The sequence below is a fragment of the Microbacterium sp. LMI1-1-1.1 genome (assembly GCF_040815675.1).
Classification (GTDB): domain Bacteria; phylum Actinomycetota; class Actinomycetes; order Actinomycetales; family Microbacteriaceae; genus Microbacterium.
On sequence record NZ_JBFPNN010000007.1, the window covers coordinates 591,514 to 617,777 of the forward strand.

Below are 26,264 nucleotides of genomic sequence, written 5' to 3' on the forward strand. Positions count from 1 at the left end.
CCATGGAGTTCTACGGCGCGTCACCCGAGGTCGATCTCACGTATTCCGACGTCTTCCTGGTGCCCCGGCACTCGGACGTGCGCAGCCGTCTGGACGTGGACCTCGCTCCCGGAGACGGCAGCGGGGCCACCATCCCGCTCGTCTCCTCGAACATGAACTCGGTGACCGGGACGCGGCTCGCCGCGACGCTGGCGCGCCGCGGCGGACTGGGCGTCCTGCCGCAGGACATGCCGCTGCAGGAGCTGGACGCCGCCATCCGCTGGGTGAAGTCGCAGCCGGTGCCGTGGGACAGCCCCCTGGTCCTGCCGCCGCACGCGACCGCCGCGGAAGCGGCGAAGGTGCTGCCGCCGACGGAAGGTCACGGCATCCTCGTGGCGGATCCGGGCGCGGAGACGCTGTCGCTGGACGACGTCGTCGGCATCGTGCCCGCGACCCGGCTCGCCACCGCCCTCCCGGACGCGCAGCTCGGGGACCTCGTCCGCGCGCGTCCGGTCTCGATCGACGCGGACGACGTCACCGATGCCCGTCACGCCTTCGACCTGCTCGTCGCCGCCGACACGGACCTCGTCTGCGTCGTCCGGCACGGGCGCGTCGTCGGCATGCTCTCGCGGCGCAGCGCGCTGCGGACGACCCTGTACCGCCCCGCCGTCGACGCCGACGGCCGCCTCGTCGTGGCCGCCGCGGTCGGCGTGAACGGCGACGTCGCCGAGAAGGCCCGCGCGCTCGCCGCGGCGGGCGTGGACGTCCTCGTCGTCGACACGGCGCACGGTCATCAGGAGCAGATGCTGCGCGCCCTGCGCGAGGTGGCCGCGCTCGATCTCGGCATCCCGATCGCCGCCGGGAACATCGTGACCGCCGAGGGCGTGCGCGACCTTACCGACGCCGGCGCGTCCATCCTCAAGGTGGGCGTCGGCCCCGGCGCCATGTGCACCACGCGCATGATGACGGCGGTCGGCCGTCCGCAGTTCTCGGCCGTGCTCGAGACCGCCGAGGCCGCGCGCGCCGTGGGCGCCCACGTCTGGGCCGACGGCGGGGTCCGCTACCCGCGCGACGTCGCGCTGGCCCTGGCGGCCGGCGCCGCCTCCGTCATGATCGGCTCGTGGTTCGCCGGAACGATCGAGGCGCCGGGGGAGCTGCAGGCGGACGCGGACGGCCGCATCTACAAGGAGTCGTGGGGCATGGCCTCCACGAAGGCGGTGCAGGGGCGCTTCGGACGCCTCGACCCTTACGAGCGGGCCCGCAAGGAGCTGTTCGCGGAGGGCATCTCGTCGTCGCGCATCTACCTCGACCCGCAGCGCCCCGGCCTGGAGGACCTGCTCGACATGATCACCTCCGGCGTGCGCTCCTCCTTCACCTATGCGGGGGCGGCGAGCGTGGCCGAGTTCCACGAGCGCGCCCGGGTGGGACTGCAGTCGGCCGCCGGGTACGAGGAGGGCAAGGCGCTGCCCGTCAGCTGGTGACGGCCTCGCCCGGGCGGAGGGATGCCGCGGGGCTCAGGGACGCGGGGCGATCGCGGCCGCGGCCTCGAGGGTGATCCACGCCCCGAGCTGCACGGACAGGTCGAGGTCGTCGCCCTCCGGCCGCGCCGGGCGGCGCGGGTCGGCGGAGAACAGACCGTCCACCGCCGTCGCCCAGATCGCGTCGGCGTTGCGCTCGACGAGTCGTCGCGCCGTCGCGCCCTCCGGTCCGCTCACTCGCACGGCGGCCTCGGCGAGGTAGCGCGCGAGGATGCCGGCGAACAGTCCGCCGTCCCCGCCCCCCGCCGCGGGGAACAGCCCGTCCTGCGGGGCGCACCAGGCGTCGACGGCGCGCACCAGCGCCCGTGCCCGGTCCTCGTGCGCGGCGCCGAGGGGGTTCTCATCGGACAGTGCGAGCTCGAGTCCGATGACCGCGCCCTGGTTGTACGTCCATAGGTCCGGACGCACGCGCCCGTCCTCGCGGCCGTCCCTGACGAGCCCCGTGTCGTCGTCGTGGAGGACGGATGCCATCCATTCGGCGAACCGCTCCGCGGCATCCCTCCGCCCGTGCGCGACCAGCACGAGTCCGCCGGGTGCGTTGGCCGGGGCGTTGAAGAGCGTGCTGCCGACCCGCCACGGCAGGACCCCGGTCCGGGGATCGACGGCCCGGGCCAGTCGACGGGCGATGCGGCGCCGCGGCCACCGGTGCCCGCCGGCGGCGTCGAGGGCCAGACCCATCCACGCGATGTCGTCGTAGTACGGGGTGATCCAGGTGAGTCCCGTGCGCAGGCCCACACCGCGGACGACCGCGGCGAGGACGGCGCGACGCCGGCGGTCGGGCGCACGTCGCTCCGTGTCGGCGAGGACGTGCACGAGGTGCGCGTGCCACCAGTAGTGCCACGTCCGCGACCCGGGGGAGGCGTGCGCCCAGGCCACGGGTCCGAAGCGGTGCAGGTACCGGGACAGCACGGCCCGCTCGGCGAGAGCGGCCCGCGCGGGCGCCGGGACGGTGGCATCCATGGATCCATCCTGACGGGCGGGACCGATGTCGGGCCCCTGCCCTAGAATTGCCCTCACGATGGACGACCCTCCCAGTTGTAGACCCAGGCCCCGACGACCCGCCTCCGCGCCGAGCGGAGGTGATGCCTGATGGATTACGTCATGCTGGGCGTGGGGCTGCTTCTCACTGTCGGAACAGGTCTGTTCGTCGCGAGCGAGTTCGCGCTGGTCAACCTGGACCGCGCCGACCTCGAGTCCCGTCGGGCCGCCGGCGAGTCCCGTCTGTCCTTGACGATCGACGCGCTGCGCATCACGTCGACGCACCTGTCGAGCGCGCAGCTGGGCATCACGCTGACGACCCTGCTCACCGGGTACACGATGGAGCCGGCGATCTCGAACCTCCTGCGTCCGGTGTTCCTCGCCGCCGGGCTGCCCGCGGGGCTCGTCGTGCCGCTCGCGGCGTTCATCGGCATCGCGTTCGCGACGGTGCTGTCGATGATCCTCGGCGAGCTCGTCCCGAAGAACTTCGCGCTCGCGATCCCGCGGCAGACGGCCAAGCTCGTCATGCCTTTCCAGGTCGCCTTCACGACGGTGTTCCGCCCGGCGATCATGGTCCTGAACGGCAGCGCCAACGGCGTGCTGCGGGCCATGGGGGTCGAGCCGAAGGAGGAGCTGTCCGGCGCGCGCACGGCGGAGGAGCTGTCCAGCCTCGTGCGGCGCTCCGCCAGCGCCGGCATGCTCGAGAAGGACACCGCGTCGCTGCTGGACCGCAGCCTCACCTTCGCGCGGCTCAGCGCGGCCGACGTGATGACCCCGCGTCCGAGCGTGCACGCGCTCGCCGCGGGCGACCCGGCCGACGACGTCGTGCAGCTCGCCCGGCGCACGGGGCACAGCCGCTTCCCGGTGTACGGCGAGTCCATGGACGACATCGTCGGCGTCGTGCACCTGAAGGCCGCGATCGGCGTGCCGCGCGAGCGCCGTGGCGAGGTGCCCGCCGCGGCCCTCGCCACCGAGCCGCTGCGTGTACCCGAGACCGTGCACCTCGACGCGCTCGTGGAGGAGCTCCGGTCCCGCGGCTACCAGATGGCGATCGTCGTCGACGAGTACGGCGGGACGGCCGGCGTGGTCACGCTCGAGGACCTCGTGGAGGAGATCGTCGGCGAGGTGCTCGACGAGCACGACCGGTCGCGGGCGGGCGTGGTGCGGTCGGCGCAGTCCCTCACCTTCCCCGGCGACCTGCGGCCGGACGAGGCGCTGGACCGCGCGGGCGTGGTCGTGCCCGAAGGGGAGGTCTACGACACCGTCGGCGGGTTCGTCATGGCGCAGCTCGAGCGGATCCCCGCCGTCGGGGACCGCGTGGACATCGACGGCGGGACGTTGACGGTCCACCGCATGGACGGGCGCCGCGTCGACCGCGTGCAGTTCACGCCGACGCCAGTGGAGGAGGACGTGGACGACCTCGTCCGCGCGACGAAGGGCGGCGACCAGCGATGAGCGACTGGGCCGGACTCGCATGGCTCGTGGTGCTGCTCGTCGCCAACGCCTTCTTCGTCGGCGCCGAGTTCGCCGTCATCTCCGCCCGGAGGTCGCAGGTCGAGCCGCTCGCCGACCGCGGCTCCCGATCCGCCAAGACGGCGCTCTATGCGATGGAGCACGCGACGCTCATGCTGGCGACGTGCCAGCTCGGCATCACGATCTGCTCGCTGCTGATCCTGAACGTGTCGGAGCCCGCGATCCACCACCTGCTCGCGGTGCCGATGGAGCTGACCGGGCTGCCGGCGGCCGCCGTGGACGTCGCGGCGTTCGTCGTCGCGCTCCTCATCGTGTCGTACCTGCACGTGGTGTTCGGCGAGATGGTGCCGAAGAACCTCGCGTTCTCGCTGCCCGACCGGGCGGTGCTCATGCTGGCGCCGCCGCTGGTCGCGGTGTCGAAGGCGTTCTACCCCGTCATCGTCGCGCTCAACTGGATCGCCAACCACGTCGTCCGGCTCTTCCGGGTCGAGCCGAAGGACGAGGCCGCCTCCACCTTCACGCTCGACGAGGTCGCGACCATCGTCAACCAGTCGCGCCTGGAGGGCGTGCTCGACGACAGCGCCGGCACGGTCACCGCGGTCGTGGAGTTCACCGAGAAGAAGGCCGCCGACATCGCCGTGCCGATGGCCGACCTCGTGACGCTGCCGGCGACGACCAACGTGGACGAGATCGAGCGCGCCGTCGCCCGGCACGGCTACTCGCGCTACGTGATCGTCGACGAGAGCGGCGCCCCGACCGGGTACGTCCACCTCAAGGACGTCCTGCGCGTGGCCGACGACGCGGACACGCCGGCGGACCTCGCACGGCCCATCCCGGCCAAGCGCATCCACCACATGGTCCCCGTGCTCGAGACGACCGACCTCGAGGACGCCCTCGGGCTCATGCGTCGCGCCGGCCGGCACCTCGCGCAGGTGCGCGACGAGCGCGGCGACGTCACCGCGGTGCTGTTCCTCGAGGACGTCATCGAGGAGCTCGTCGGCGAGGTGCAGGACGCCACCGCCCGCCGCCGTTACGCCTGACCGTCCCGACACCGGATGCCGCGGGTCCCGGCCCCGTGGCATCCCGTGTCCTCGGCGTGCGCCCGCCGGGGGCCCGTGAGAAACGCCCGCTGCACCCGGAAACGCCGGGTGCGGGCGTTTCTCGGTGCAGCGGGCGTTTCTCGGCGTCGGAACGCCGGCAGGTCAGCGGGCGGCGCGGGTGTACTGCGCCGGCCACGGCACGTCGGCGCCGAGGGCGGCGGCGGCGCGCAGGCCGAAGTGGGGGTCGCGCAGCCACTCCCGGCCGGACATCACGGCGTCGGCCCGCCCGTCGGCGACCACGTTCTCGGCGAGGGCCGGGTCGTCGATCATGCCGACGGCACTGACGAGCAGACCCGTCTCGCGGCGGACGGTCGCCGCGTACTCGACCTGGTAGCCCGGGCCCGTGGTGATGCGCTGGTGGGGCACGAGCCCGCCGCTCGACACGTCGATCAGGTCGGCCCCGGCGTCCGCGACGAGGCGGGCGGCGGCGACGGTGTCGGCGACGTCCCAGCCGCCCTCCGCGGCGTCGGTGGCGGAGAAGCGCACGAACACCGCGGCATCCGGAGCGGCCGCGCGCACGGCCTCCGTCACCCGCACGAGCAGGCGTACGCGGTTCTCGAACGACCCGCCGTAGGCGTCGTCGCGGAGGTTGGTCAGCGGGGAGAGGAACTGGTGCAGCAGGTAGCCGTGGGCGGCATGCAGCTCGAGCACCTCGAAGCCGGCGGCGACGGCGCGGCGGGCCGCCTCGGCGAAGTCGCGCACCACCTTCTCGATGCCCTCCGCGTCGAGGGCGACCGGCTCGGCGAAGCGGTCGTAGGCGACGGCGGAGGGGGCGACCGTCTGCCACCCGCCGTCGGCCGGTGCGACGGTCCCGCGCCCGCCGGTGAGGGGCGAGGTGGTCGAGGCCTTGCGTCCCGCGTGGCCGAGCTGCACGCCCGCGACCGCGCCGCGCGCACGGATGGCGGCGACGACGGGCCGCCACGCCTCGAGCTGGGCGTCGTTCCAGAGGCCGACGTCCTCGGGGGAGATACGGCCCTCGGGGGAGACCGCGGTGGCCTCGGCGACGACCAGTCCCGCCCCGCCGGCGGCGAACTGGGCCAGGTGCACGTGGTGCCAGTCGTTGGGGACCCCGTCGACGGCGCTGTACTGGCACATCGGCGAGACCCACAGGCGGTTGCGCATCTCGTTACCGCGGATCGCGAGGGGCGTGAAGAGGCTGCTCACGGGGGACCCTTTCTCCTAGGGTGGCGCCATGACGGCGACGGACTGGACCGCACGCGAGACGGCGCGCGCACTTCGGAGGCCAACGGCCGGCGATGACAAGTATTCCCGCGGGGTGGTGGGCATGCGCACCGGATCGGCGCGCTACCCGGGGGCCGCGGTCCTGGGTGTCGAGGCCGCGTGGCGCGCGGGCACGGGAATGGTCCGCTACCTCGGCCCGCAGCGCGCGCAGGACCTCGTGATGCAGCGTCGACCCGAGACCGTCACGGCCGACGGCCGCGTGCAGGCCTGGGTGATCGGATCCGGGATGGATGCCGCCTCCCGCTCTTCCGACGAGACCGCGGCGCTGCGCGAGGTGCTCTCGGGGGAGCTGCCGGTCGTCGTGGACGCCGGCGCGCTCGACCTCGTGCCCGGGGCCGGGGCGCCCGTGATCGTGACCCCACACGCGCGCGAGCTGGACCGGCTGCGCGAGGCCCTGGACCTGGACCCGGTGGCAGCCGACGCCGACGATGACGGCCGGGCCGCGGCCGCCCGGGAGACGGCCATCGCCATCGACGGGGTCGTGCTGCTGAAGGGGGCGGCGACGCTCGTCGCCACCCCGGACGGCGTCGTCCGCCGGGTCACCAGCGGCACGCCGTGGCTCGCGACCGCCGGGACCGGGGACGTCCTCGGCGGCGCGCTCGGCGCGGTCCTCGCCGGCGCGGTCGCGGCCGGGCGCACGACCCTCGACGATCTCGCCGACGCGGCGGCGGCCGCTGCGTGGCTGCACGGCACGGCCGGGTCGACGGCGGCCGCGCGGCACGGGGCCGCCGGCGGTCCGATCACTGCGCTGGACGTCGCGGAGGGGCTGAGCGCCGCCGTCGCGGCCGCGCTCGCCGTCTGACCCCCGCCCTCGCCGCCTGACGCCCCACCAGGGCAGACGAGGCGCGAGCCGGCGGCATCCCTCGTTCAGGAGACCGGGATGAGGCGACCCCTAGGATGTGACGGTGCCGTGGGCTGTCGTTCTCTGGATCGCGTTCGTCGTCGTGCACGTGGTCGTGGGCGTCCTGGGCTATCAGCAGCCGAACGCGCCCATGGGCGACGTGTACCTCGTCTACGAACCGTGGTCGCGCTGCGCCCTCTTCGGTGCGGCCGATCCCGCCGCCTGCACCCTCTCCGGCTCGTGGGAGCTGCCCGGCGTGACGCAGGGCTGGATCTACCCGCAGCTCGCCCTCATCCCCATGGCGGTCGCCTGGGCGTTCGCGTGGGCCGTGTCCTACACCCCCGCGTGGGCCATCACCGTCTCGCTGGCCAACGCCGGCGCCTTCGCCCTGCTCCTCGGGCGCGGCCGGTCGCGCGGCCGCCTCACCGCCGCGGCGTTCTGGCTCGCGGCCATCCTCCTGATGGGTCCCGTCGGGATCTACCGCATCGACGGCTTCACCGTCCCCCTGGCCATCGCGGGCAGCCTGTGGCTCGTCCGCCGGCCCTTCGTCGCCTCCGTGCTGCTCTCCGCCGCGGTGTGGATGAAGGTGTGGCCCGCCGCCATCCTCGCCGCCGGTCTCGTCGCGGCCCGTCGCCGTCTGTCCCTCGTCTGGGGCGCGGTCGCCGTCTCGGGCGGGACGATCCTGCTCGTCGCCCTGCTGGGGGGAGCGAGCCACGTGTTCGGCTTCGTCGGCGATCAGACGAGCCGCGGCATCCAGATGGAGGCGCCCGTCGCCGGGGTCTACATGATCCTGGCCGCCCTCGACGTGCCCGAGGCCTGGGTGTACTACGACCCCGACGTCCTGACGTTCCAGGTGACCGGGCCGCAGGTCGACCCGTTGATCGTCCTCATGACCCCGCTGCTGCTGCTCGCCATCGCCGGTGCCGCGGCGCTCGGCGCGGTCAAGATGTGGCGGGGTGCGACGTTCGCGACGCTGTTCCCGCCGCTGTCGCTCGTGCTCGTCACCGCGTTCATCGTGCTCAACAAGGTGGGATCGCCGCAGTACTACGTGTGGATCTTCGCCCCCATCGTCGTCGGCCTCGTCCTGGACCGGCGCCGGTGGTTCGGGCCAGCGCTGCTCACCCTCGCGATCGCCGGCGTCACGCAGCTGGTCTACCCGCTCTGGTACGACGGCCTCATGGCGACCCGGCCGTACCTCGGCCCGGTTCTGCTGCTCGAGCTGCGCAACGTCCTCGCGATCTGGCTGTTCGTGTGGGCGGTGGTGCGGCTGGTCCGCGTCCCGGTGGGCCGTGTCGCGCGCCCGCGCGGTGTGCGCGAGCTGCTGACCGGCGAGCGGGTGCCCGCGGCATCGCGCGTGTGAGGACGACGGATGCCACCCCGGTGGCATCCGTCCCCGTCCGACGTCGGCGGCTCGCACGCGGCAGGCGCCTGCCGCTCGCCGCCGCGCGCCGGTAGCCTCGACGCATGCTCATCGCCTTCTCGGTCGCCCCCTCGGGCGTCGGTCCCGCCTCCGCTGAGACCCCCGACGGCTCCGTGCACGATGCCGTCGCCGCGGCCGTCGCCGTCGTGCGCGCGTCCGGACTGCCGCACCGCACGTCGTCGATGTTCACCGAGGTCGAGGGGGAGTGGGACGAGGTCATGGACGTGGTGAAGCGCGCCACCGACGCGGTCCTGCCGTACGGCTCGCGGGTCTCTCTCGTGCTCAAGGCCGACATCCGCCCGGGGCGCACCGGCGAGATCGACGGCAAGATCGAGCGCCTCGAGCGCGCTCTCGACGCCCGGTCCTGACGTCCGGCGGTCTGCACGCGCGTTCTGCGTCGCGGCTGCGGATCACTCTGCGCGCACGTTCCGCGTCCGGGCTCCGAATCGATTCGACACGACCGTCGCGCGGGGCATAGCATCGGAGGCATGACCTCCTCGACGACCTCGAGGGGGGCGGCGACGAGGGCGCTCCTCTCCCTCGCCATCGGCAGCTTCGGCATCGGCATGACCGAGTTCGTGGTGATGGGCCTGCTGCCCAACATCGCCCGCGACCTCAACCCGGCCGCCTGGGCCGCGTCGCCCGACGAGGCGATCGCGCAGGCCGGCTGGCTCATCTCGCTCTACGCCCTCGGCGTGGTCGTCGGCGCCCCCACGATCGCCGGCTCCGTGGCCCGCTTCCCGCGGCACCGGGTGATGATCGTGCTCGCCGCCGCCCTGACGTTCTTCACCCTGTTGACGGTGGTGGCCCCGACGTTCGAGCTGGTGGCGGCATCCCGGTTCCTCGCCGGCCTCCCGCACGGCGCGTACTTCGGCATCGGTGCGCTCGTCGCCGCCGACGCGCTCGGCCCGGGCAATCGCGCGAAGGGCGTGGCGTTCGTGCTCACGGGCCTGACGATCGCGAACGTCGTCGGCGTCCCGATCGGCACCTTCCTCGGCCAGCAGGTCGGGTGGCGCGCGGCGTTCGCCGTGGTCACCGGCATCTTCCTCCTCGCGACCGTCTGCATCGCCCTCTTCGTCCCGCACCACCCGGGCGTCCCGGGCCGCCGCCTGCGCGACGAGCTGCGCGTCTTCCGGATCGGCCAGGTGTGGTTCGCGCTCGGCATCGGCGCCGTCGGCTTCGGCGGGTTCTTCGCGATGTACAGCTACATCGCCCCGATGATCACGGACGTGGCCGGGCAGCCGGAATGGACCGTCTCGCTCGTGCTGGTGCTCGTCGGCGTCGGGATGACCGCCGGCAACGTCGTCGGCGGCACCCTCGCCGACAAGGACCTGCGCTTCTGGCTGCTCACCGGCCTCCTCGCGCTCGGCGCGGCGTCGGTGGGGCTCGCCCTGACCGCGGGATGGATCGTCAGCCTCGTGCTCTTCGCGTTCCTCGTGGCGTTCTTCGGCGCCGCCCTCAGCCCCGCCATCCAGACCCGGCTCATGGACGTCGCCGAGGACAACCAGTCCATCGCCGCCGCGTTGAACCACTCGGCGCTGAACATCGGCAACAGCCTCGGCGCCTTCCTCGGCGGCCTCGCGATCGCCGCCGGCCTCGGACTCGTCGCCCCGGCCTGGGTCGGTGCGCTGCTCGCCCTCGGCGGCTTCGTCGTCGCCGCGCTGTCGTACCGCGTGGAGAAGCGCGCTGGTCGCGCCGCCGCCGGCCACCGCGTGCCCGTCGCGGAGGCCGCGCAGACCGCGATCACCGGATCCATCCCGACCCAGCGCTGAGGCTCCGCCCGGCGGGAAGGCTTTCATCCCGACGCAGCGCTGCGGCCCTGCCCGGCCCGGGCGCTCCGGGGGAAGGGATGCCACTGCGGTGGCATCCATTCTTCGTCAGGCCGCGAACAGGCGGCGCAGGTGCGTGGCGACGGCCGCGGTCTCGATGAGGAAGCCGTCGTGGCCGTAGTCGCTGACGAGGACGACCGCCTCGTCGCCGTCGAGGGTGTGCGGGATGCCGCGGGCGATGCGGTGCTGCCCCTCGATGGGGAAGAGGCGGTCGCTGTCGACCCCCAGCACCAGGGTCGTCGCGGTGACGCGGGCGAGCGCGTCCTCGACACCGCCGCGGTCGCGCCCCACGTCGTGCGAGTTCATCGCCTCGACGAGCGTCAGGTAGCTGTTGGCGTCGAAGCGGCGCGTGAACTTGTTGCCATGGAAGTCCAAATACGACTCCACCGCGAAGCGGCCGCCGTGCCCGAGGGGGCTGACGCCGGACTGCCAGGACCGCTGGAAGCGGGAGTTCAGCTCGGTCGGGCTGCGGTAGTTCAGCAGCGCCATGCGGCGGGCGAGCGCCAGCCCGCGGTGAGGGCCGTCGCCGTCGCCGGCGTCGTAGAACGCGCCGCCGTTGAACCGCGGGTCCATGCGGACGGCGTCCAGCTGCACCGAGTTCAAGGCGATCTGGTCGGCGGTCGTGACCGGCGGTGCCGACAGGACGGCCGCCCGCGCCACGCGGTCGGGGTGGCCGACGGCCCATTCCAGCGCGTGCATGCCGCCCATGGATCCGCCGACGACCGCGTGCCAGACGTCGATGCCGAGCGCGTCGGCGAGCTGCACCTGCGCGCGCACCTGGTCGCGGATGGTCAGGTGCGGGAACCGCGCGGCCCACTCGTACCCGTCGGGCGCGATGCTGGCCGGACCGGTCGAGCCCTGGCATCCCCCCAGCATGTTGGGCGCGACGACGAACCACCGGTCCGTGTCGATCGCCGCGCCGGGGCCGACGAGCTCGTTCCACCAGCCGGCCGTGGGGTGGCCGGGACCGGCCGAGCCGCGGACGTGCCCGTCCCCGGTGAGCGCATGCAGCACCAGGACGGCGTTGTCGCGCGCGGGGGACAGCTCGCCCCACGTCTCGTAGGCGAGGCGGTAGCCCGGGAGCGACTGGCCGTTCTCCGTCTCGAACGCGCCGAACGCCGCGAACAGCCGGTCGCCGGCGGGATCGCCGTCGCGCCAGGCGCCGGTGGCGGGCGGGCGGCCGAGGAGCAGCCGGGCGTCGGCCTCCGTGATCGGCGCCGACGGCACCGTGTCCTCGGAGATCTGCCAGTCCATGGCATCCATTCTCCCCGGTCGGACGGCCGCGGCCTCCCGTGTTACGCCGGGAGCGCGGGGGCGTCGACCCGCACATCTGCAGGACGGAGGCGGGCGCGGGCGGCGCACGGGCCACGCGAGGCGCGTCCAGCCCCGCCGGTCCTGCTGACCGGCGGGCGGGCCGCCCGCGAGCTCCCGTCCAGCCCACCGGTCCTGCAGACGGGAGGGCCGCCCGCGGGCGCCTGTCCAGCCCCCGATCGTGAGTGGCGCCGTCGCGCACAATCACGGCATGGCGAACTACCTCCTCATCGCAGCCTCGAGCGACATCGGCGGGGCGACGGCACGACGACTCACCGACGCGGGGCACCGCGTCCTCACGACGGCTCGCGACTCCTCGGTCATCGAGCCGGACTTCCCTCTGGATGCCGCCGACTTCGACGCCGTGGACCGCGTCGTCGGCGAGGCGGTCGAACGGGCGGGGCACCTGGACGGGCTGGCGGTCTTCGCCGGGTCCATGCTGCTCAAGCCCGCGCACCTCACCTCGCGCGAGCAGTACGACGGGATCGTGACCGCGTCGCTGACGACCGCGTTCGCCGCGGTGCGCGCGGCCGGGGCGCACCTGCGCGACGGCGGGTCCGTGGTGCTCGTGTCGTCCGCCGCCGCCCTGGCCGGACTGCCGAACCACGACGCGATCGCCGCGGCGAAGTCCGGCGTGATCGGCCTGACGCTGTCGTCGGCGGCCAGCTACGCCGCGCACGGGCTACGGGTCAACGCCGTCGCGCCCGGGCTCGTGCAGACGCGGCTGACCGCGAAGCTCACCTCGTCCGACATGTCGCGCAAGGTGTCCGAGGCGATGCACCCGACGGGCCGCCTCGGCGAGCCGGACGACATCGCCCGCGCGGTGCAGTTCCTGCTCGACCCCGAGAACGTCTGGGTCACGGGTCAGGTGCTCGGCGTGGACGGCGGGCTGGGCAGCCTGCGTCCACGACAGAAGATCTGAGATGGATGCCACCCCGGTGGCATCCATTCGTCTCCGACCGCCGCGGAGTCGGAGTCGCGCGCCGGAATCGGACCGTGGGCGCCGGATCCTCCGATTCCGGCGCCCCGCTCCGATTCTGCGGGGGAGACGCGGACGCCCCGACCCTGACGGGCCGGGGCGTCCTCGCGAACGGCCTCAGACGCGGGCGGCCTCGGAGAGACGACGCGCGGCGGCGAGGGCCTGGTCGAGGTCGGCCTTCAGGTCGGCGATGTTCTCGAGTCCGACCGACAGGCGCACCAGCCCCGGGGTGACGCCCGCGGTCAGCTGCTGCTCGGGCGTCAGCTGCGAGTGCGTCGTGGATGCCGGGTGGATGACGAGCGAGCGGACGTCGCCGATGTTCGCGAGGTGGCTGAACAGGACGAGCGAGTTGACGAACTCGCGCCCCGCCTCGACGCCGCCCTTGAGCTCGAAGGACAGCACCGCTCCGACGCCCTTCGGGGCGTAGTTGTTCGCGGCGGCGTACCAGGGCGACGACGGCAGACCCGAGTAGTTGACGCTCGCGACGTCGGGGTGGCCCTCGAGCCACTCGGCGATCTCCTGCGCGTTCTGCACGTGGCGCTCGATGCGCAGCGACAGCGTCTCGATGCCCTGGATCAGCTGCCACGCGCTCTGCGGGGCGATGGACGCGCCCAGGTCGCGCAGCAGCTGCACGCGCGCCTTGATGATGTAGGCCAGGCCGTCGCCGACCGCCTGCGTGTAGACGGCGCCGTGGTACGACGGGTCCGGGGTGGTCAGGCCGGGGTAGCGGTCGGCGTGCTCCGACCACGGGAACGTGCCGCCGTCGACGATGGTGCCGCCGATGACCGTGCCGTGTCCGCCGAGGAACTTGGTCGCGGAGTGGACGACGATGTCGGCGCCGTGCTCGAACGGGCGGATGAGGTAGGGCGTCGCGATCGTGTTGTCGACGATGAGCGGCACGCCGGCCTCGTGGGCGACGTCGGCGACCGAGCGGATGTCGAGGACGTTGATCTTCGGGTTGCCGATGGTCTCGGCGAAGAAGAGCTTGGTGTTCGGACGGACGGCCGCGCGCCAGGCCTCGGGGTCGTCCTGGTTCTCGACGAAGGTCGTCTCGATGCCGAGCTTGGCCAGCGTGTACTTGAAGAGGTTGTACGTGCCGCCGTAGATCGAGCTCGACGAGACGATGTGGTCGCCTGCCTGGGCGATGTTCAGGACGGCGAAGGTCTCCGCCGCCTGTCCGCTGGCCACCAGAAGCGCACCGGTGCCGCCCTCCAGCGCGGCGATGCGCTGCTCGACGACGTCCTGCGTGGGGTTCTGGATACGGGTGTAGATGTTGCCGAACTCCGCCAGCGCGAACAGGTTCGCGGCGTGGTCGGCGTTGTCGAACACGTACGAGGTGGTCTGGTAGATCGGCGTGGCGCGGGCCTTGGTCACCGGGTCGGGCTGGGCGCCCGTGTGGATCTGCTTGGTCTCGAAACGCCAGTTCTCGGGTGCGGACATGGCTACTCCTGAAGTCGCGTGGGGCCCGACGGATGCCGCGGCCTCCTGCGAGCGTAGGCAGCGCCCTCGCCCGGGACAACCGGTCGGACACGCGCCGTAACCTGCCCCGTGCCGGGACGCCCGGGCGGGACAGTAGCGTGGATGCCATGACGCGACGTGCAGTAGTGACCGGGGCCAGCTCGGGGATCGGCGAGGCCACCGCCCGCCACCTCCGCTCACGCGGATGGGACGTCGTGGGCGTCGCCCGCCGCGCCGATCGCCTCGCCGCGCTCGAGGCGGAGACCGGGGTCGTCGCGCACGTCGCCGACCTCACCGACGGCGACGCGATCGCCGCGCTCGCCGCGTGGGTGGAGGAGACCGGCGGCGTCGACGCGCTCGTGCACGTCGCCGGCGGAGCCCGCGGCACCGACCGCGTGGAGGACGGCGACCCGGACGACTGGCGCTGGATGTTCGAGGCGAACGTCCTCTCGGGGCAGCGGCTCGTAGCATCCCTCCTCCCGCTCCTGCGGAGCGCCGCCGACCGCGCCGGTCACGCGGACGCGCTCTTCGTGACCTCGACCGCGGCGCGCGTGGCGTACCCCGGCGGCGGCGGGTACAACGCCGCGAAGGCGGGGGAGGCGATGCTGGTGCACGCGCTCCGGCAGGAGCTGAACGGCGAGCCGATCCGCGTGATCGAGATCGCGCCGGGCATGGTCCGCACCGAGGAGTTCACCCTCAACCGCCTCGGGGGCGACCAGGCCGGGGCCGACGCGCTCTACGAGGGCGTCGAGGCGCCGCTGGTGGCGGAGGACGTCGCGGACGTCATCGCCTACGCCCTCGACGCGCCGGGTCACGTGAACCTCGACCTCGTGACGGTGCGGCCGGTTGCGCAGTCCGCCCAGCACCTGCTCGCACGCGGACCGCTGAAGACCCGCTGAGACGACCGCCCGTAGGGTGGGACCACGACGAGAGGGGACCCGCGTGGCGGAGACGACGGACGAGCGCGAGCGGCTGACCTCGGACGACTTCGGGGAGGCCACCCGCGCGATCTCGCGCGACATCGTCGCCGACGGCTTCCACCCCGAGGTCGTGGTCGCGATCGCGCGTGGCGGACTGCTGCCGGGCGGCGCCATCGCCTACGGCCTCGGCGTGAAGAACTGCGGTGCGTTGAACGTCGAGTTCTACACCGGCGTCGGCACGGTGCTGGACGCTCCGGAGGTGCTGCCCCCGGAGCTGGACCTGTCGTACCTGACCGGCCGGCGGGTCCTGCTCGTGGACGACGTGGCGGACAGCGGACGGACGCTCGACCTCGCCGTGAAACTGCTGGCCCGGCACGGCGCGGAGGCGCGGTCCGCGGTCATCTACACCAAGCCCTCGACGATCATCACCCCGGATTACGCATGGAAGGACACCTCGCTGTGGATCGACTTCCCCTGGTCGTTCCAGGGGTCGGTCAGCGAGGAGGACGCCGCGTGACGGCGGGCGCCTCGAGCGTCGTCGTGCGGTCGGGCCTCGCCGCGTGACCGCCAAGACCCTCCCCGAGCTCGCCGACGCGGGCCTCATCGACCCGTCCTGGGTCGAGCCGCTCGCACCGGTCGCGGCGGACATCGCGGCCATCGGGGAGCGCCTCCGCGCGGAGGGCGCCCCGTACCTCCCCGCGGGCGACCTCGTGCTGCGGGCGTTCCGCGTCCCGCGCGACGAGGTGCGCGTGCTCATCGTCGGACAGGACCCGTACCCGACGCCCGGCCACCCGATCGGGCTGTCCTTCGCAGTGGACCCGCACGTGCGTCCCCTCCCGCGGAGCCTCGCGAACATCTACCGCGAGCTGTCGGACGACCTCGACATCGCCCCCGCCCCCCATGGCGACCTCTCCGCGTGGGGCGCCCAGGGGGTCATGCTGCTGAACAGGGTGCTCACCGTGGCGCCGGGGCAGCCGGCATCCCACCGGGGGTGGGGGTGGGAACGGGTGACCGAGCGCGCCATCCGCAGTCTCGTCGAGCGCGACAAGCCGCTGGTGGCGGTGCTCTGGGGGAGGGATGCCGCCGGCCTCACCCCGCTCCTCGGGGAGACGGCCGTCGTGTCGTCCGCGCATCCCTCGCCGCTGTCGGCGAGCCGCGGCTTCTTCGGCTCGCGCCCGTTCTCCCGGGTCAACGCCCTGCTGGAGGAGCAGCGTGCGGAGCCCGTGGACTGGCGGTTACCTGCCTGACACACCGCGGCCGTAGGCTGGCGGGCGTGCTGGAAGAGGAGTACGAGAAGAGCCGCCGCCGCCTGCCGGCGCATCTGCGGCGCCAGCCGGCACCGGAGGCGCCGTTCTCGTACGAGATCCGTCCGGCGACCGCGGGGGACATCCCCGACATCCGCGAGATCTACAACTACTACGTCCGCAACTCGGTCGTGACGTTCGACGAGAAGGCGTGGTCGATCGGTCAGTGGCGCGACAAGTTCGCCCTGATCGAGAAGCTCGGGCTGCCCTTCCTCGTCGCGCAGTCGCCGAGCGGTCAGCTGCTGGGCTATGCGCTCGTGCAGCCGTGGCAGTCCAAGTCCGCCTACCGGTACACGGTCGAGAACTCGATCTACCTCGGGCAGGCCGCCGCCGGAAAGGGGCTCGGACGCGCCCTGCTCGAAGCGCTGATCGAGGCCTGTGCCGAGAAGGGCATCCGCGAGATGGTGGCCGCCATCAGCGACAAAGGCGCCGACGCCTCGATCGCCCTGCACGAGAAGCTCGGCTTCACCGAGGTCGGGCGCATGGGCCGCGTCGGGTTCAAGTTCGGGCGCTGGCTCGGCGTGATCTACCTGCAGCTGAGCATCCCGAAGAAGAAGCGGCGCGGCCTCTTCCGCTGACCCGCCGCTCCCGCCCGTGGACGGGCGCGCGGCGGCGGCCGCGAGATCACGTGATCTCGCCGAGACGACACGTTCGTGCGCGCCGGAGCGCGTGACCTCGACGAGATCACGTGATCTCGACGGGGGAGGCGCGCGCGGGCAGGAGTCAGGCGGCGGCGCTGCGGACCTCGTCGACGAGGGTGCGCCAGGGGCCGGACACCTGCGTGTCGCCGAGCCGCGCCTCGTGCAGGGTCGCCGCGTCGGCGCGGACCTCGATGCGCCAGTGGAACCGGTCGGCGCCGCGGGCGGGCGGGGGAGTCGCGTCCCACGGGCAGCTCTCCACGAGCTCCCGCCACCTCGGCTCGCGCTCCGGGTCCGCCTCGGCGCGCCACTCGCGCGTCAGGCCCGCCAGACCGCCCGAGCGGGCGACGACGATGATCAGCCGCGGCGCGGTGTCCTGGTCAGGCTGCGTCATCCTCCTCGACGCCGACTCCTGCCCATGCGGCGCGGACGGCGGCGACCTCCTCCGACTCCTCACCGTACTCTGCCGCCGCGGCGGCGAGGGTGGCGGTCGCGAAGGCGGAGAAGTCCGCGGTCACCGACAGGGTGCCGGAGGTCAGTGTGCGGTACCAGATGAGCCCGGCCCGCTCCCAGGCGAAGCCGCCCAGCGCCGAGGCGACGAGGAAGAACGCCCGGTTCGGGATGCCGGAGTTGATATGCACCCCGCCGTTGTCGTCCTGCGTGTCGACGTAGTCCCGCATGTGCCCCGGCTGGGGGTCGCGCCCGAGCACGTCGTCGTCGTAGGCGGTGCCCGGGTCGCTCACGGATCGGAGCGCGACCCCCTCGACCGCGTCGGCGAAGATGCCGGCGCCGACGAGCCAGGTCGCCTCGTCGGCGCGCTCCCCGAGGTGGTGCTGCTCGGCGAGCACCCCGAACACGTCGGACAGCGACTCGTTGAGCGCGCCGGACTGCCCCTGGTACTCGAGTCCACCGGCGGCCTCGGTCACACCGTGCGCGAGCTCGTGCGCGATGACGCTCAGCGACCGGGTGAACCCGACGAAGACCTCCCCGTCGCCGTCGCCGAACACCATGCGCTCGCCGTTCCAGAAGGCGTTGTCGTAGTCGTCGCCGAAGTGCACGGTCGCCAGCAGCGAGCCGCCGGCGCCGTCGATCCCGTCGCGCGCGAACGCGTCCCAGAAGAAGTCGTAGGTCGCGCCCAGGCCGTCGTAGGCCTCGTCGACCGCCGCATCCCCCGTGGCGGGCTCGTCCTCGCTGCGCACGCGGCGACCGGGCAGCAGCTCCGCGTTCTGCGCGTCGGAGATGATGCGGTCGGGGGCGGGGACGGCCTCCGCGACGAGCGCGCCTTCGTCGATGGACAGGCGCAGCCGCGTCCGCGCGGGCCGCGGCGGACGCGGCATCGCGAGGGTCTTTCGGGCCGCCGCGGCCGCGCGTGCGAGACGCGGGTCGTCGGTCGAGGCGATGCGGTCGAGGAGGAACGGGGGGACGATTCCGGCTGCCATGCGGCGAGAGTAGCGCCCGCTCCCGACATTCCCGGACCACTTGCCCCCGCCGTCGCTCCTGCGCTCGGGATGCCGCGCATCCGGGGCAGGCGACGAACCCGCGACAGGCGCCGACACCCCGGATCCGCCTGTCCCGGCCGCGGCGCATGTCCCGGGAGCAGACGGCCCCGCCTCACGGCATCCCGGCCCGAGGCCCTAGGACGGCAGGGTCGGGATGGATGCCAGCAGCGCCCGCGTGTACGCCGCCTGCGGCTGCAGCAGCACCTTCTCGGTGGGGCCCTGCTCGACGACCTTGCCGTCCTTCATGACGACCACCTGCTCGCACACGTTCTGCACCACGCCGATGTCGTGAGACACGAGGACGAGGGTCAGCTGCTCCTCCGCGCGGAGGCGGGCGAGGAGCCGGAGGATCTGCGCGCGGACGGTGACGTCGAGCGCCGACAGGGGCTCGTCCCCGACGAGGATCCGCGGACGGTGGACGATGGCGCGCGCGAGGGCGATCCGCTGGCGCTGACCGCCGGAGAACTCGTGCGGGAAACGCTCGGCCATGTCGGCGTCCAGCCCGACCTGTTCCAGCACCTCGGCGACGCGGGCGCGCCGGTCGCCGTCGATGTCGAGGGCCCACAGCGGCTCGCCGACGATGCGCCCGACGTTCATCCGCGGATCGAGGGAGGCGTAGGGGTCCTGGAAGACGATGCCGGTCTGCCGCCGCAGCCAGTGCAGCGACCGCGCCGAGCCGCGTGCATCCACCGGCCGCCCGTCGACCTCGACCGTCCCGGCGGTGGGGATGTCGAGACCCATCAGCAGACGGATGAGCGTGGATTTGCCCGACCCCGACTCGCCGATCACGCCGACGGCCGAGCCCGCCAGGACGGAGAGGTCGACGTCCTCCAGGGCGGTCGTCCGCGCCGCGCGCCCGCGTCCGGGGGTGCGGGGCGCCGGGTACGAGCGCGACAGCCCCCGCGCATGGATGATCGTGTCGCTCATGCGCGCTCGCCCCCCGGTGTCGCGTCGTCGGGTGTGCGGCCGGGCGGGGTCGGCGACGGCCCCGGGGCGGCGGCATCCCTCCGTCCGATCTCGGGATGCCACAGGGTCGCGGTCGCGTCGCGGACGAGGGCCTGCGTGATGGGGGCCGCGGGGGCGCGCAGCAGCTCGGCGACCGTGCCCCGCTCGGCGACCCGCCCGTGCTCGAGGACGACGGCGTGCGTGGCGACCTGCGCGAGCACCGCGAGGTCGTGCGTGATGAACACGAGCGACATGCCGGCGTCGGCGACGAGCGATCGCAGGAGCGAGAGGATCCCGGCCTGGATGGTGACGTCCAGCGCCGTCGTCGGCTCGTCGGCGATGAGGAGGCGCGGACGGCAGGCGAGGGCCATCGCGATCGCGACGCGCTGGCGCTGTCCGCCGGAGAGCTGGTGCGGATAGCGCGCGACGATGCGCTCGGGATCGGGCAGGGCGACCCGCTCCGCCTCGACGACGGCCCGGCGGAGCGCCTCGCGACGGGAGACGCCCTCGTGGATGCGCACGGCCTCGCCGATCTGGCGTCCGACCGTGCGGATGGGGTTGATCGCCGTGCGCGGGTCCTGGAAGACGATGCCGATGTCGTCGCCGCGCAGCCGAGCGAGCTCGCGGTCCGGGAGGCCGAGGATCTCGCGGTCGTCCCAGCGGACGCTCCCGCTCGCGGTCGCGCCGTCCGGGAGGAGTCCGAGGATGGCCAGGGCGGTGAGCGACTTGCCCGACCCGGACTCGCCGATCAGGCCCAGGCGGGCGCCGTCGGGGACGTCGAAGGAGATGCCGTCGACGACGGCCCTCCCGTCGATCTCGATCCGCAGATCCCGGACGACGAGGCTCACGCGATCACCTCCGGGACCGGCGTCCGGGCGGCGCGGGTCCGTGGCGTCAGCGTCGGGTCGCCCGCCTCGCGGAGCGCGTCGCCGAGCAGATTGAGCCCCAGCACCGTCACGGTGATCGCCAGGCCGGGCCAGACGACCGTCAGCGGGTGCACGGCGATGTAGCTCTGCAGGTCGCTGAGCAGCACGCCCCACGACGGCTGGGTGATCGGGGCGCCGAAGCCGAGGTACGACAGGCCCGCCTCGGCGAGGACGGCGACCGCCATGCCCCACGACAGCTGCACGATGAAGACGGGGGCGACGTTGGGGAGGAGATGACGCCGCAGGTTCTGCGCGCCGGTGAGCCCGCTCGCGCGCCCGGCGAGCACGAAGTCGCTGTGCAGCACCCGGCGCAGCTCCGGCCGGGTGACGCGGGCGATGTTCACGCCGAAGCCGATGCCGACCGACCACACGACGACCCACAGGGACCCGCCCCACACCGCGGAGATCATCATGGCGATGATGAGGACGGGGAACGCGATGAGGATGTCGACGAGGACAGCCACGCCCTCGCGCACCCACCGCGGCGTGAGCGCGCCGAGGGCCGCCAGGCCGAGGCCCACGACGGTGGCGACGAGGCCCGCGCCGACCGCGACCAGCACGGTCGTGCGGGCTCCGGCCATGAGGAGGCTGAGGATGTCGCGGCCGTTGTCCTCGGTGCCGAGCAGGTGCGGCCACGACGGACCCTCCCACCGCGCCCGCACGTCGACCGCCGCGGGGTCGAACGGCGTCCAGACCAGCGACACGAGCGCGGTCAGCACGACGACGGCGACGACGGCGATGCCGAAGCGGCCGGTGCCGAGCGCCCACAGGCGGCCCAGGGTGCGGCGCCGGTCGCGCGCGGCGCTCCGGCGGGCGGGACGGATGCCGGGACGCCGACGGCCGCCGGGCGTGGAGGCCCGCTCGTCGCGGCGGGGGTCGGTCGCGCTCACGAGGCCTCCCGTTGCCGCGGGTCGATCAGGCGGTGGACCAGGTCGACGAGGAATCCGACGACGAGGACGAAGCCGGTGAGGGCGAGCAGCTCGCCCTGGACCTTGGGCAGGTCGCGGGTGGCCACGTCGGTGACGAGCATCCGTCCGACGCCCGGGAGCGTGAAGAGCTGCTCGATGACGACGGCCCCCACGACGATCCCGGCGATCTGCAGGCCGAGCACGGTGATCACCGACAGTCCCACGTTCGGCAGACCGTGGGTGAGCAGGGCGCGGGTGCGTGTGAGCCCCTTCGCGGCGGCGGTGCGGACGTAGTCCTGCCCGATCGCCTGCAGCGTCGCGCTGCGGACGAAGCGCAGCAGCATCGCCCCCTCCACCACCCCGATGGTGAGGGCCGGCAGCACGAGCGCGCGCAGCGCAGCGGCCGGGTCGGCCCACCCCGCGCGGGGGAAGCCCTGCGGCGGCAGCCAGCCCAGCCACACCGCGAAGACGACGACGAGCATCATCCCCGCCCACACCACCGGGACGGCCGCGAGCGCCTGCGCCCCGACGCCGACGGCCGTTCCGTCGGCGCGGCCGCGGCGGATCGCCGAGAGCACTCCGAAGGGCACCCCGATGACGAGCGCGACGAGAAGGGACATGATCCCCAGCGGGACGGTGACCTGCGCCTTGTCCCCGAGCTCGGCGGCGACGGGAGCGCCGGTGAGCAGCGATGTGCCGAGGTCGCCGCGCAGGAGGCCCCCCACCCAGTCCAGGTACTGCACCGGCAGCGGCGTGTTCAGTCCGAGGCTCTCGCGCAGCGCCTCGACCTGCGCGGGGGTGGACTCCGTGCCGGCGATGAGCTGCGCGACGTCGCCCGGCAGCACGCGCAGCGAGACGAAGATCAGCACGCTGGCCACGGCCAGGCCCAGCACGAGCAGGCCCAGCCGTGTCAGCGCGTAACGGATCACTCCGCCGAGACCGTCGTCTCCGCCAGCGGCATCCGCACGTTCAGCGAGTTCTGCGGGAAGTTCGCGACGTGCGTGCCGACGGCGGCGATCGGCGTGGAGAGGAACAGCCAGTCGGCGGCGTCCTCGTCGGCGACGATCCGGGCCGCCTCGGACAGCAGTGCGGAGGACTCGTCCTCGTCGGTGGTGGCCAGGGCGCGAGCGTAGAGGTCCTGGACCTCGGCGTTGTCGTAGCCGAAGTAGTAGTCCGGGTTCGCCCAGTTGCCGAAGTCGCGCGCCTCCACGTGGCGGACGAAGCTGAGGTCGTAGTCCTTGTTCTGGAACACGTCCTGCAGCCAGGCGGGGAACTCGACGGAATCGACCTCGAGGGTCACGCCGATGTCGGCGAACGACGACACCAGGAACGTCGGCAGCGTCGTGTCGTAGACGCTGGGGATCGTCAGGGTCAGGTCCAGGTCGGAGACGCCGGCCTCGGCGAGCAGCTCGCGTGCGCGGTCCGGGTCGTACGACAGCGTGTCCGACAGGTCCTCGTAGCCGGGGTCGAGCGGCGGGATCGGACCGTAGAGGGTCTCCCCGGTGCCGAGGGCCTCGACGAGGTCGTCGTGATCGATCGCCAGGCGCAGCGCCTCGCGCACGCGCTCGTCGTTCAACGGCGCGCGCTGGTTGTTGAACGCCAGGGTGCCCTTGTCGGTGGTCAGGCCCGTGCGCAGGTCGAAGTCGCCGCCCTCGAGCTGGCTCTGCAGCTCGGGGTCGATCTCCAGCGCGACGTCGACGTCGCCGCTGACGGCCGCGTTCACCGCGGCGCTCTGATCGGGGATGTAGTCGAGCACGACCTCCGCGACGCCCGCCGGGTCGCCCCAGTAGTCGTCGTTGCGTTCGAGCACGAGGCTGTCGCCGGTGTTCCACGACTGCAGGCGGAAGGGGCCGGTGCCGTTCGCGGCGGTCGCGAGGTCGGTCGTGTCGCCGGCGTTGAAGACGAGACCGGCGCGGCCGGTCAGCGCGAAGAGGAAGTCGATGTTCGGCTGGGCCAGCGTGACGACGACGGTCGACGCGTCCGGGGCCGTGATCGACGAGACGCCGGCGAGGTCCGCGCTGCCCTGCAGGGTCGCGTCGTCCTTGGTGCTCTGCAGCGAGTCCACGACGTCGTCGACGGTCAGCTCGCTGCCGTCGTGGAAGGTGACGCCCTCGCGGAGGGAGAAGGTGTAGGTGAGGCCGTCGTCCGACACGGTCCACTCGGTGGCGAGGGCCGGGGCGATCGAGACCGTGCCGTCCTCGGCGCCCTCGCGGGTCACGAGCCCCTGGTACACGTTGTCGATGAGGGCCTGCTCGAGCGCGGCGCCGTTCGTCCGGCGGATGTCGAGGTTGGTGGGCTCGAGCGTCAGGCGCACGGTCAGCGTCGCGTCCGGGTCGGGCGTGCCGGTCGCGGTGGGGGCGTCCGAGGTGCCGGTGCAGGAGGTCAGCACGAGCGCTCCGAGGAGGAGGGTGCTCGTGGCGAGGGCGGTGCGGCGCAGCATTGCGGGGGTTCCTTTCGCAGGCCGAAGCATCCGGGTGCTGTGGGATGCCGTGCAGGGGTGGTGACAGCCTACTTTCACCCGCATACGCTCGATGCCGTGTGACGATCGGCGACAGCGGCCCGTCGCGGGCACCGGACGTCGGCCGCTCAGCGCCCGTCGATGATGTCGCGGAGGAGCGCGGCGAGGGCCGCCGGATCCTCCTCGTGCAGGTTGTGGCCGGTGGGCAGGGCGTGCACGTCGGCGCCGGGATGGCGGCGGAGCAGCTCGTCCGCGTCGGCCGCCGTGACGAAGCCGCGCTCGCCGCGGACGAGGTCGAGGGGCGTGCGGACCGCGGCGAGGTCCTCCCAGCCGGTCTCCGTGAGGACGGCCCGGACCGCGTCGGGCGTCCCGGTGTCCGCCGAGCCGCCGGCGGCGGCGGCCGCGGCCAGGTGGGCGAAGTGGTGCTTCCACTCCACGCGCCCGTCCGGGCGCACCCGGGAGTTCAGGAAGACGCCGCGCTCCGCGGCGGCGCGCGACCCGCCGAGACCGAACGACAGGGCGCGCTCCACCAGCTCGTCGCGGGAGGCCCAGTCGGTCGGCCCGGCGAAGAACGCCCGGATCTGCGCGGGACCGGCGCTCGGGTCCACGCCGGGGGTGATGTCCAGGACGATCAGCCGCTCGACGAGGTCGGGCCGCGCCGCCGCGACCGCCGCCGCCGTGAGCCCGCCGAGCGAGTGGCCCACGAGTGTCTGCGGCCGGCCGGTCCATTCCTCGAGCGCCGCGACGACGTCCGGGGCCAGGACGCGCGCGACGTACGCCGCGTCGTCGCGCCAGGACGAGTCGCCGTGGCCGGGGAGGTCGAGCGCGAGGGCGGGGAGGCCGAGATGCAGGAGCGTCGTGTCCCAGGTGTGCGCGTTCAGCCCCGCGCCGTGCAGCAGGGTCACCGCGGGCGGGGCGTCGCCCCAGGCCAGTCCGCTGAGGACGCGCCCGTCGGGGAGCGACAGGGTGCGGCGCTCGACGCGGGGGAGCGGCGCGGCCGCGGCGGCGGCCTGGGCGGGCAGGAACGAGAACTCGTCGTCGGCGGGCACCCGCCCACCCTTCCACCCCCGTCGCCGCGGCGCCACCGGTCCTCAGTGCTGCCTGGGGCGCTGACTTGTCGCAGATGTACGCCCGGACACAGTCGCGACGTACATCTGCGACAAGTCAGTGTGGGCGCAGCACGGGCCTAGGCTGTCGCCATGGGCGAGGAACGTCGCGTGCACCTGTCGAAGAAGGCCCCCGAGGCGTACGCCGCGTTGCGCGCGTTCTCCACCACGGTCGGCGGGCTCGCCGCCCGCGCCGGCATCGACGCGCGGCTGCGCGAGATCGTCCAGATCCACGCATCGCAGCTCAACGGCTGCGCCTACTGCGTGCGCGTGCACGTGGAGGCGGCCGTCGCCGCCGGCCTCGACGCGGACGTCATCGCGCAGATCGCGACGTGGCGGGAGTCCGGCGTCTTCGACGAGCGCGAGCGCGCCGCCCTGGAGCTGACGGAGTCGTTCGTCTTCATCCACGAGGACGGCCTCCCGGACGAGGTCTACGACCACGCCGGCGGCATCCTCAGCGAGGAGGAGTACGTCGCGCTCAGCTGGATCCTCGTCGCCATCAACGCGTTCAACCGCGTCGCGATCGCCGGCCGCTACCCGGTGCCGCCTCGCTCCGGCGGCACGGCCGCCGTCGTCGGCGGCACGCCTCCGCCGGCGACCACCGCCCCGCGCACGCCGCACGCCCATGACGGGGCCGCGACGTGACGGCATCCCTCGTCTCCGGGGCCACCAACTTCCGCGACGTCGGCGGCCTGCCCGCGGGGGAGGGGCGCACCCGCCCGGGCGTCCTCTTCCGCTCCGGCAACCTGGTGGGCCTCGACGACGACGGCGTCGCGACGATGCGGAGCCTCGGCATCCGGAGGATCGTCGACCTGCGCGACGACGCCGAGGTCGCCCGCTCGCCGAGCCGCCTCGACGACCTCGCCTGCGAGGTGCAGCGCGTGCCGCTCTTCCTCGGGTCCGTCGCCTCCTTCTTCGCGCGCGACCTCAGCCTCGAGGATCTCTACTCCGCGATCGTCGAGGAGTCCGCCGACCGCGTCGTCGAGGCCGTCCGCGCCATCGCCGCGCAGCAGCCGGTGCTCGTCCACTGCACGGTCGGCAAGGACCGGACGGGAGTCACCGTCGCCCTCGCGCTCGCCGCGGCGGGGGTCGACCGCGAGGCGGTCATCGCGGACTACGCCCGCACGGAGTCGATGCTGTCGCCGGAGCGCAACGCGCACGTGCTGAAGAGCATCCGGGCGGTGTACCCCGACAACGTGCACGCCGAGGACCTCGCCAACCGCTCGCCCGCCCCGGTCATGCGGGCCCTCCTCGACCGCCTCGACCGCGCCTACGGCTCGCCGGCCGGGTATCTCCGCGCCCACGGGATGACGGACGCCGAGCTCGCCGCCCTCCGTGCGGTCCTGGTCGACGGAGGACCGCCGGTTTCCGAGCCGGAACACAGGTAAGGCAACCCTTCATCGGGGGTATGA

Annotated in this window: 26 protein-coding genes; 14 read left to right on the forward strand and 12 right to left on the reverse strand. The window is 73.5% G+C overall.

Features of this window, described 5'->3' with window-relative positions:
- The first annotated feature begins 2 nt into the window (after nucleotides 1–2).
- Entirely contained in the window at nucleotides 3–1,460 is a 1,458-nt protein-coding gene (locus MRBLMI1_RS08615; protein WP_367729938.1) for a GuaB1 family IMP dehydrogenase-related protein, read from the forward strand.
- A gap of 33 nt (nucleotides 1,461–1,493) precedes the next feature.
- On the opposite strand, the gene MRBLMI1_RS08620 is transcribed toward MRBLMI1_RS08615, so the two are convergent.
- Nucleotides 1,494–2,477, reverse strand: coding sequence for a glycoside hydrolase family 76 protein (locus MRBLMI1_RS08620; protein ID WP_367729939.1), 984 nt, complete (start codon nucleotides 2,475–2,477; stop codon nucleotides 1,494–1,496).
- 129 nt (nucleotides 2,478–2,606) lie between these two features.
- Between MRBLMI1_RS08620 and MRBLMI1_RS08625 the strand changes: the two genes are divergently transcribed.
- Both MRBLMI1_RS08625 and MRBLMI1_RS08630 read left to right on the forward strand, forming a co-directional pair.
- Complete coding sequence (locus tag MRBLMI1_RS08625) at nucleotides 2,607–3,950, forward strand: hemolysin family protein (RefSeq protein ID WP_367729940.1); 1,344 nt, start codon at nucleotides 2,607–2,609, stop codon at nucleotides 3,948–3,950.
- Entirely contained in the window at nucleotides 3,947–5,008 is a 1,062-nt protein-coding gene (locus MRBLMI1_RS08630) for a hemolysin family protein (RefSeq protein WP_367729941.1), read from the forward strand. The genes MRBLMI1_RS08625 and MRBLMI1_RS08630 overlap by 4 nt, the downstream gene beginning before the upstream one ends.
- Nucleotides 5,009–5,170: 162 nt before the next feature.
- On the opposite strand, the gene MRBLMI1_RS08635 is transcribed toward MRBLMI1_RS08630, so the two are convergent.
- On the reverse strand, nucleotides 5,171–6,232 hold the full coding sequence (locus MRBLMI1_RS08635) for an NADH:flavin oxidoreductase/NADH oxidase (RefSeq protein WP_367729942.1): 1,062 nt from the start codon (nucleotides 6,230–6,232) through the stop codon (nucleotides 5,171–5,173).
- 28 nt (nucleotides 6,233–6,260) lie between these two features.
- Between MRBLMI1_RS08635 and MRBLMI1_RS08640 the strand changes: the two genes are divergently transcribed.
- The 4 genes from MRBLMI1_RS08640 (at nucleotide 6,261) to MRBLMI1_RS08655 (ending at nucleotide 10,343) form a co-directional block, all read left to right on the forward strand.
- Nucleotides 6,261–7,112: an ADP-dependent NAD(P)H-hydrate dehydratase gene (locus tag MRBLMI1_RS08640; RefSeq protein WP_367729943.1), complete on the forward strand. Its 852-nt coding sequence runs from the start codon at nucleotides 6,261–6,263 to the stop codon at nucleotides 7,110–7,112.
- 103 nt (nucleotides 7,113–7,215) lie between these two features.
- A complete protein-coding gene (locus tag MRBLMI1_RS08645; RefSeq protein ID WP_367729944.1) occupies nucleotides 7,216–8,511 on the forward strand; it encodes a hypothetical protein in 1,296 nt (431 codons plus the stop codon).
- Between the two features lie 104 nt (nucleotides 8,512–8,615).
- Nucleotides 8,616–8,939 carry a thiamine-binding protein gene (locus MRBLMI1_RS08650; RefSeq protein WP_367729945.1) on the forward strand — a complete coding sequence of 108 codons (324 nt, stop codon included), beginning with the start codon at nucleotides 8,616–8,618 and terminating at the stop codon, nucleotides 8,937–8,939.
- A 120-nt stretch (nucleotides 8,940–9,059) separates the two neighbouring features.
- Nucleotides 9,060–10,343, forward strand: a complete 1,284-nt coding sequence (locus tag MRBLMI1_RS08655) for an MFS transporter (protein ID WP_367729946.1) — start codon at nucleotides 9,060–9,062, stop codon at nucleotides 10,341–10,343.
- 105 nt (nucleotides 10,344–10,448) lie between these two features.
- Here MRBLMI1_RS08655 and metX read toward each other — a convergent pair whose 3' ends face one another.
- Nucleotides 10,449–11,654, reverse strand: a complete 1,206-nt coding sequence (metX, locus tag MRBLMI1_RS08660) for a homoserine O-acetyltransferase MetX (RefSeq protein ID WP_367729947.1) — start codon at nucleotides 11,652–11,654, stop codon at nucleotides 10,449–10,451.
- 268 nt (nucleotides 11,655–11,922) lie between these two features.
- Between metX and MRBLMI1_RS08665 the strand changes: the two genes are divergently transcribed.
- A complete protein-coding gene (locus tag MRBLMI1_RS08665; protein ID WP_367729948.1) occupies nucleotides 11,923–12,633 on the forward strand; it encodes an SDR family NAD(P)-dependent oxidoreductase in 711 nt (236 codons plus the stop codon).
- Nucleotides 12,634–12,807: 174 nt separating this feature from the next.
- Here MRBLMI1_RS08665 and MRBLMI1_RS08670 read toward each other — a convergent pair whose 3' ends face one another.
- Nucleotides 12,808–14,130 (reverse strand): bifunctional o-acetylhomoserine/o-acetylserine sulfhydrylase, encoded by a 1,323-nt coding sequence (locus MRBLMI1_RS08670; RefSeq protein WP_367729949.1) that lies wholly within the window; start codon nucleotides 14,128–14,130, stop codon nucleotides 12,808–12,810.
- A gap of 146 nt (nucleotides 14,131–14,276) precedes the next feature.
- On the opposite strand from MRBLMI1_RS08670, the gene MRBLMI1_RS08675 reads away from it, so the two are divergent.
- The 4 genes from MRBLMI1_RS08675 to MRBLMI1_RS08690 are packed head-to-tail and all read left to right on the forward strand — an operon-like array spanning nucleotide 14,277 to nucleotide 16,950.
- On the forward strand, nucleotides 14,277–15,047 hold the full coding sequence (locus tag MRBLMI1_RS08675) for an SDR family oxidoreductase (RefSeq protein WP_367729950.1): 771 nt from the start codon (nucleotides 14,277–14,279) through the stop codon (nucleotides 15,045–15,047).
- 43 nt (nucleotides 15,048–15,090) lie between these two features.
- Nucleotides 15,091–15,585 carry a phosphoribosyltransferase gene (locus MRBLMI1_RS08680; protein WP_367729951.1) on the forward strand — a complete coding sequence of 165 codons (495 nt, stop codon included), beginning with the start codon at nucleotides 15,091–15,093 and terminating at the stop codon, nucleotides 15,583–15,585.
- 43 nt (nucleotides 15,586–15,628) lie between these two features.
- The gene (locus MRBLMI1_RS08685) at nucleotides 15,629–16,315 is read left to right on the forward strand and encodes a uracil-DNA glycosylase (protein WP_367729952.1); all 687 of its coding nucleotides are present in this window, start codon (nucleotides 15,629–15,631) and stop codon (nucleotides 16,313–16,315) included.
- 26 nt (nucleotides 16,316–16,341) lie between these two features.
- Nucleotides 16,342–16,950, forward strand: coding sequence for a GNAT family N-acetyltransferase (locus tag MRBLMI1_RS08690; protein WP_367729953.1), 609 nt, complete (start codon nucleotides 16,342–16,344; stop codon nucleotides 16,948–16,950).
- Nucleotides 16,951–17,095: 145 nt separating this feature from the next.
- Here MRBLMI1_RS08690 and MRBLMI1_RS08695 read toward each other — a convergent pair whose 3' ends face one another.
- From MRBLMI1_RS08695 to MRBLMI1_RS08730, 8 genes are all read right to left on the reverse strand, one after another.
- Nucleotides 17,096–17,404 (reverse strand): protealysin inhibitor emfourin, encoded by a 309-nt coding sequence (locus MRBLMI1_RS08695; RefSeq protein ID WP_367729954.1) that lies wholly within the window; start codon nucleotides 17,402–17,404, stop codon nucleotides 17,096–17,098.
- Nucleotides 17,391–18,449: a M4 family metallopeptidase gene (locus tag MRBLMI1_RS08700; RefSeq protein WP_367729955.1), complete on the reverse strand. Its 1,059-nt coding sequence runs from the start codon at nucleotides 18,447–18,449 to the stop codon at nucleotides 17,391–17,393. Before MRBLMI1_RS08700 ends, MRBLMI1_RS08695 begins: the two co-directional genes overlap by 14 nt.
- A 195-nt stretch (nucleotides 18,450–18,644) precedes the next feature.
- A complete protein-coding gene (locus tag MRBLMI1_RS08705; RefSeq protein WP_367729956.1) occupies nucleotides 18,645–19,436 on the reverse strand; it encodes an ABC transporter ATP-binding protein in 792 nt (263 codons plus the stop codon).
- Complete coding sequence (locus MRBLMI1_RS08710; RefSeq protein ID WP_367729957.1) at nucleotides 19,433–20,302, reverse strand: ABC transporter ATP-binding protein; 870 nt, start codon at nucleotides 20,300–20,302, stop codon at nucleotides 19,433–19,435. Before MRBLMI1_RS08710 ends, MRBLMI1_RS08705 begins: the two co-directional genes overlap by 4 nt.
- Entirely contained in the window at nucleotides 20,299–21,204 is a 906-nt protein-coding gene (locus MRBLMI1_RS08715) for an ABC transporter permease (protein WP_367730930.1), read from the reverse strand. The genes MRBLMI1_RS08710 and MRBLMI1_RS08715 overlap by 4 nt, the downstream gene beginning before the upstream one ends.
- A gap of 62 nt (nucleotides 21,205–21,266) precedes the next feature.
- Nucleotides 21,267–22,217, reverse strand: a complete 951-nt coding sequence (locus MRBLMI1_RS08720) for an ABC transporter permease (protein ID WP_367729958.1) — start codon at nucleotides 22,215–22,217, stop codon at nucleotides 21,267–21,269.
- The gene (locus tag MRBLMI1_RS08725; RefSeq protein WP_367729959.1) at nucleotides 22,214–23,728 is read right to left on the reverse strand and encodes an ABC transporter substrate-binding protein; all 1,515 of its coding nucleotides are present in this window, start codon (nucleotides 23,726–23,728) and stop codon (nucleotides 22,214–22,216) included. Before MRBLMI1_RS08725 ends, MRBLMI1_RS08720 begins: the two co-directional genes overlap by 4 nt.
- A 146-nt stretch (nucleotides 23,729–23,874) precedes the next feature.
- A complete protein-coding gene (locus MRBLMI1_RS08730; protein ID WP_367729962.1) occupies nucleotides 23,875–24,795 on the reverse strand; it encodes an alpha/beta fold hydrolase in 921 nt (306 codons plus the stop codon).
- A 150-nt stretch (nucleotides 24,796–24,945) separates the two neighbouring features.
- Here MRBLMI1_RS08730 and MRBLMI1_RS08735 point away from each other — a divergent pair, with 150 nt between their 5' ends.
- Entirely contained in the window at nucleotides 24,946–25,497 is a 552-nt protein-coding gene (locus MRBLMI1_RS08735) for a carboxymuconolactone decarboxylase family protein (RefSeq protein WP_367729964.1), read from the forward strand.
- Nucleotides 25,494–26,240: a tyrosine-protein phosphatase gene (locus MRBLMI1_RS08740; protein ID WP_367729966.1), complete on the forward strand. Its 747-nt coding sequence runs from the start codon at nucleotides 25,494–25,496 to the stop codon at nucleotides 26,238–26,240. Before MRBLMI1_RS08735 ends, MRBLMI1_RS08740 begins: the two co-directional genes overlap by 4 nt.
- Nucleotides 26,241–26,264: the final 24 nt, after the last annotated feature.

Bases quoted from the DNA above. Each gene is read 5' to 3' on its own strand.
- MRBLMI1_RS08615 (WP_367729938.1), top strand. From the start codon at position 3: ATGGAGTTCTACGGCGCGTCACCCGAGGTCGATCTCACGTATTCCGAC.
- MRBLMI1_RS08620 (WP_367729939.1), bottom strand. From the start codon at position 2,477: ATGGATGCCACCGTCCCGGCGCCCGCGCGGGCCGCTCTCGCCGAGCGG.
- MRBLMI1_RS08625 (WP_367729940.1), top strand. From the start codon at position 2,607: ATGGATTACGTCATGCTGGGCGTGGGGCTGCTTCTCACTGTCGGAACA.
- MRBLMI1_RS08630 (WP_367729941.1), top strand. From the start codon at position 3,947: ATGAGCGACTGGGCCGGACTCGCATGGCTCGTGGTGCTGCTCGTCGCC.
- MRBLMI1_RS08640 (WP_367729943.1), top strand. From the start codon at position 6,261: ATGACGGCGACGGACTGGACCGCACGCGAGACGGCGCGCGCACTTCGG.
- MRBLMI1_RS08650 (WP_367729945.1), top strand. From the start codon at position 8,616: ATGCTCATCGCCTTCTCGGTCGCCCCCTCGGGCGTCGGTCCCGCCTCC.
- MRBLMI1_RS08655 (WP_367729946.1), top strand. From the start codon at position 9,060: ATGACCTCCTCGACGACCTCGAGGGGGGCGGCGACGAGGGCGCTCCTC.
- metX (WP_367729947.1), bottom strand. From the start codon at position 11,654: ATGGACTGGCAGATCTCCGAGGACACGGTGCCGTCGGCGCCGATCACG.
- MRBLMI1_RS08665 (WP_367729948.1), top strand. From the start codon at position 11,923: ATGGCGAACTACCTCCTCATCGCAGCCTCGAGCGACATCGGCGGGGCG.
- MRBLMI1_RS08670 (WP_367729949.1), bottom strand. From the start codon at position 14,130: ATGTCCGCACCCGAGAACTGGCGTTTCGAGACCAAGCAGATCCACACG.
- MRBLMI1_RS08675 (WP_367729950.1), top strand. From the start codon at position 14,277: ATGACGCGACGTGCAGTAGTGACCGGGGCCAGCTCGGGGATCGGCGAG.
- MRBLMI1_RS08695 (WP_367729954.1), bottom strand. From the start codon at position 17,404: ATGACGCAGCCTGACCAGGACACCGCGCCGCGGCTGATCATCGTCGTC.
- MRBLMI1_RS08700 (WP_367729955.1), bottom strand. From the start codon at position 18,449: ATGGCAGCCGGAATCGTCCCCCCGTTCCTCCTCGACCGCATCGCCTCG.
- MRBLMI1_RS08705 (WP_367729956.1), bottom strand. From the start codon at position 19,436: ATGAGCGACACGATCATCCATGCGCGGGGGCTGTCGCGCTCGTACCCG.
- MRBLMI1_RS08725 (WP_367729959.1), bottom strand. From the start codon at position 23,728: ATGCTGCGCCGCACCGCCCTCGCCACGAGCACCCTCCTCCTCGGAGCG.
- MRBLMI1_RS08735 (WP_367729964.1), top strand. From the start codon at position 24,946: ATGGGCGAGGAACGTCGCGTGCACCTGTCGAAGAAGGCCCCCGAGGCG.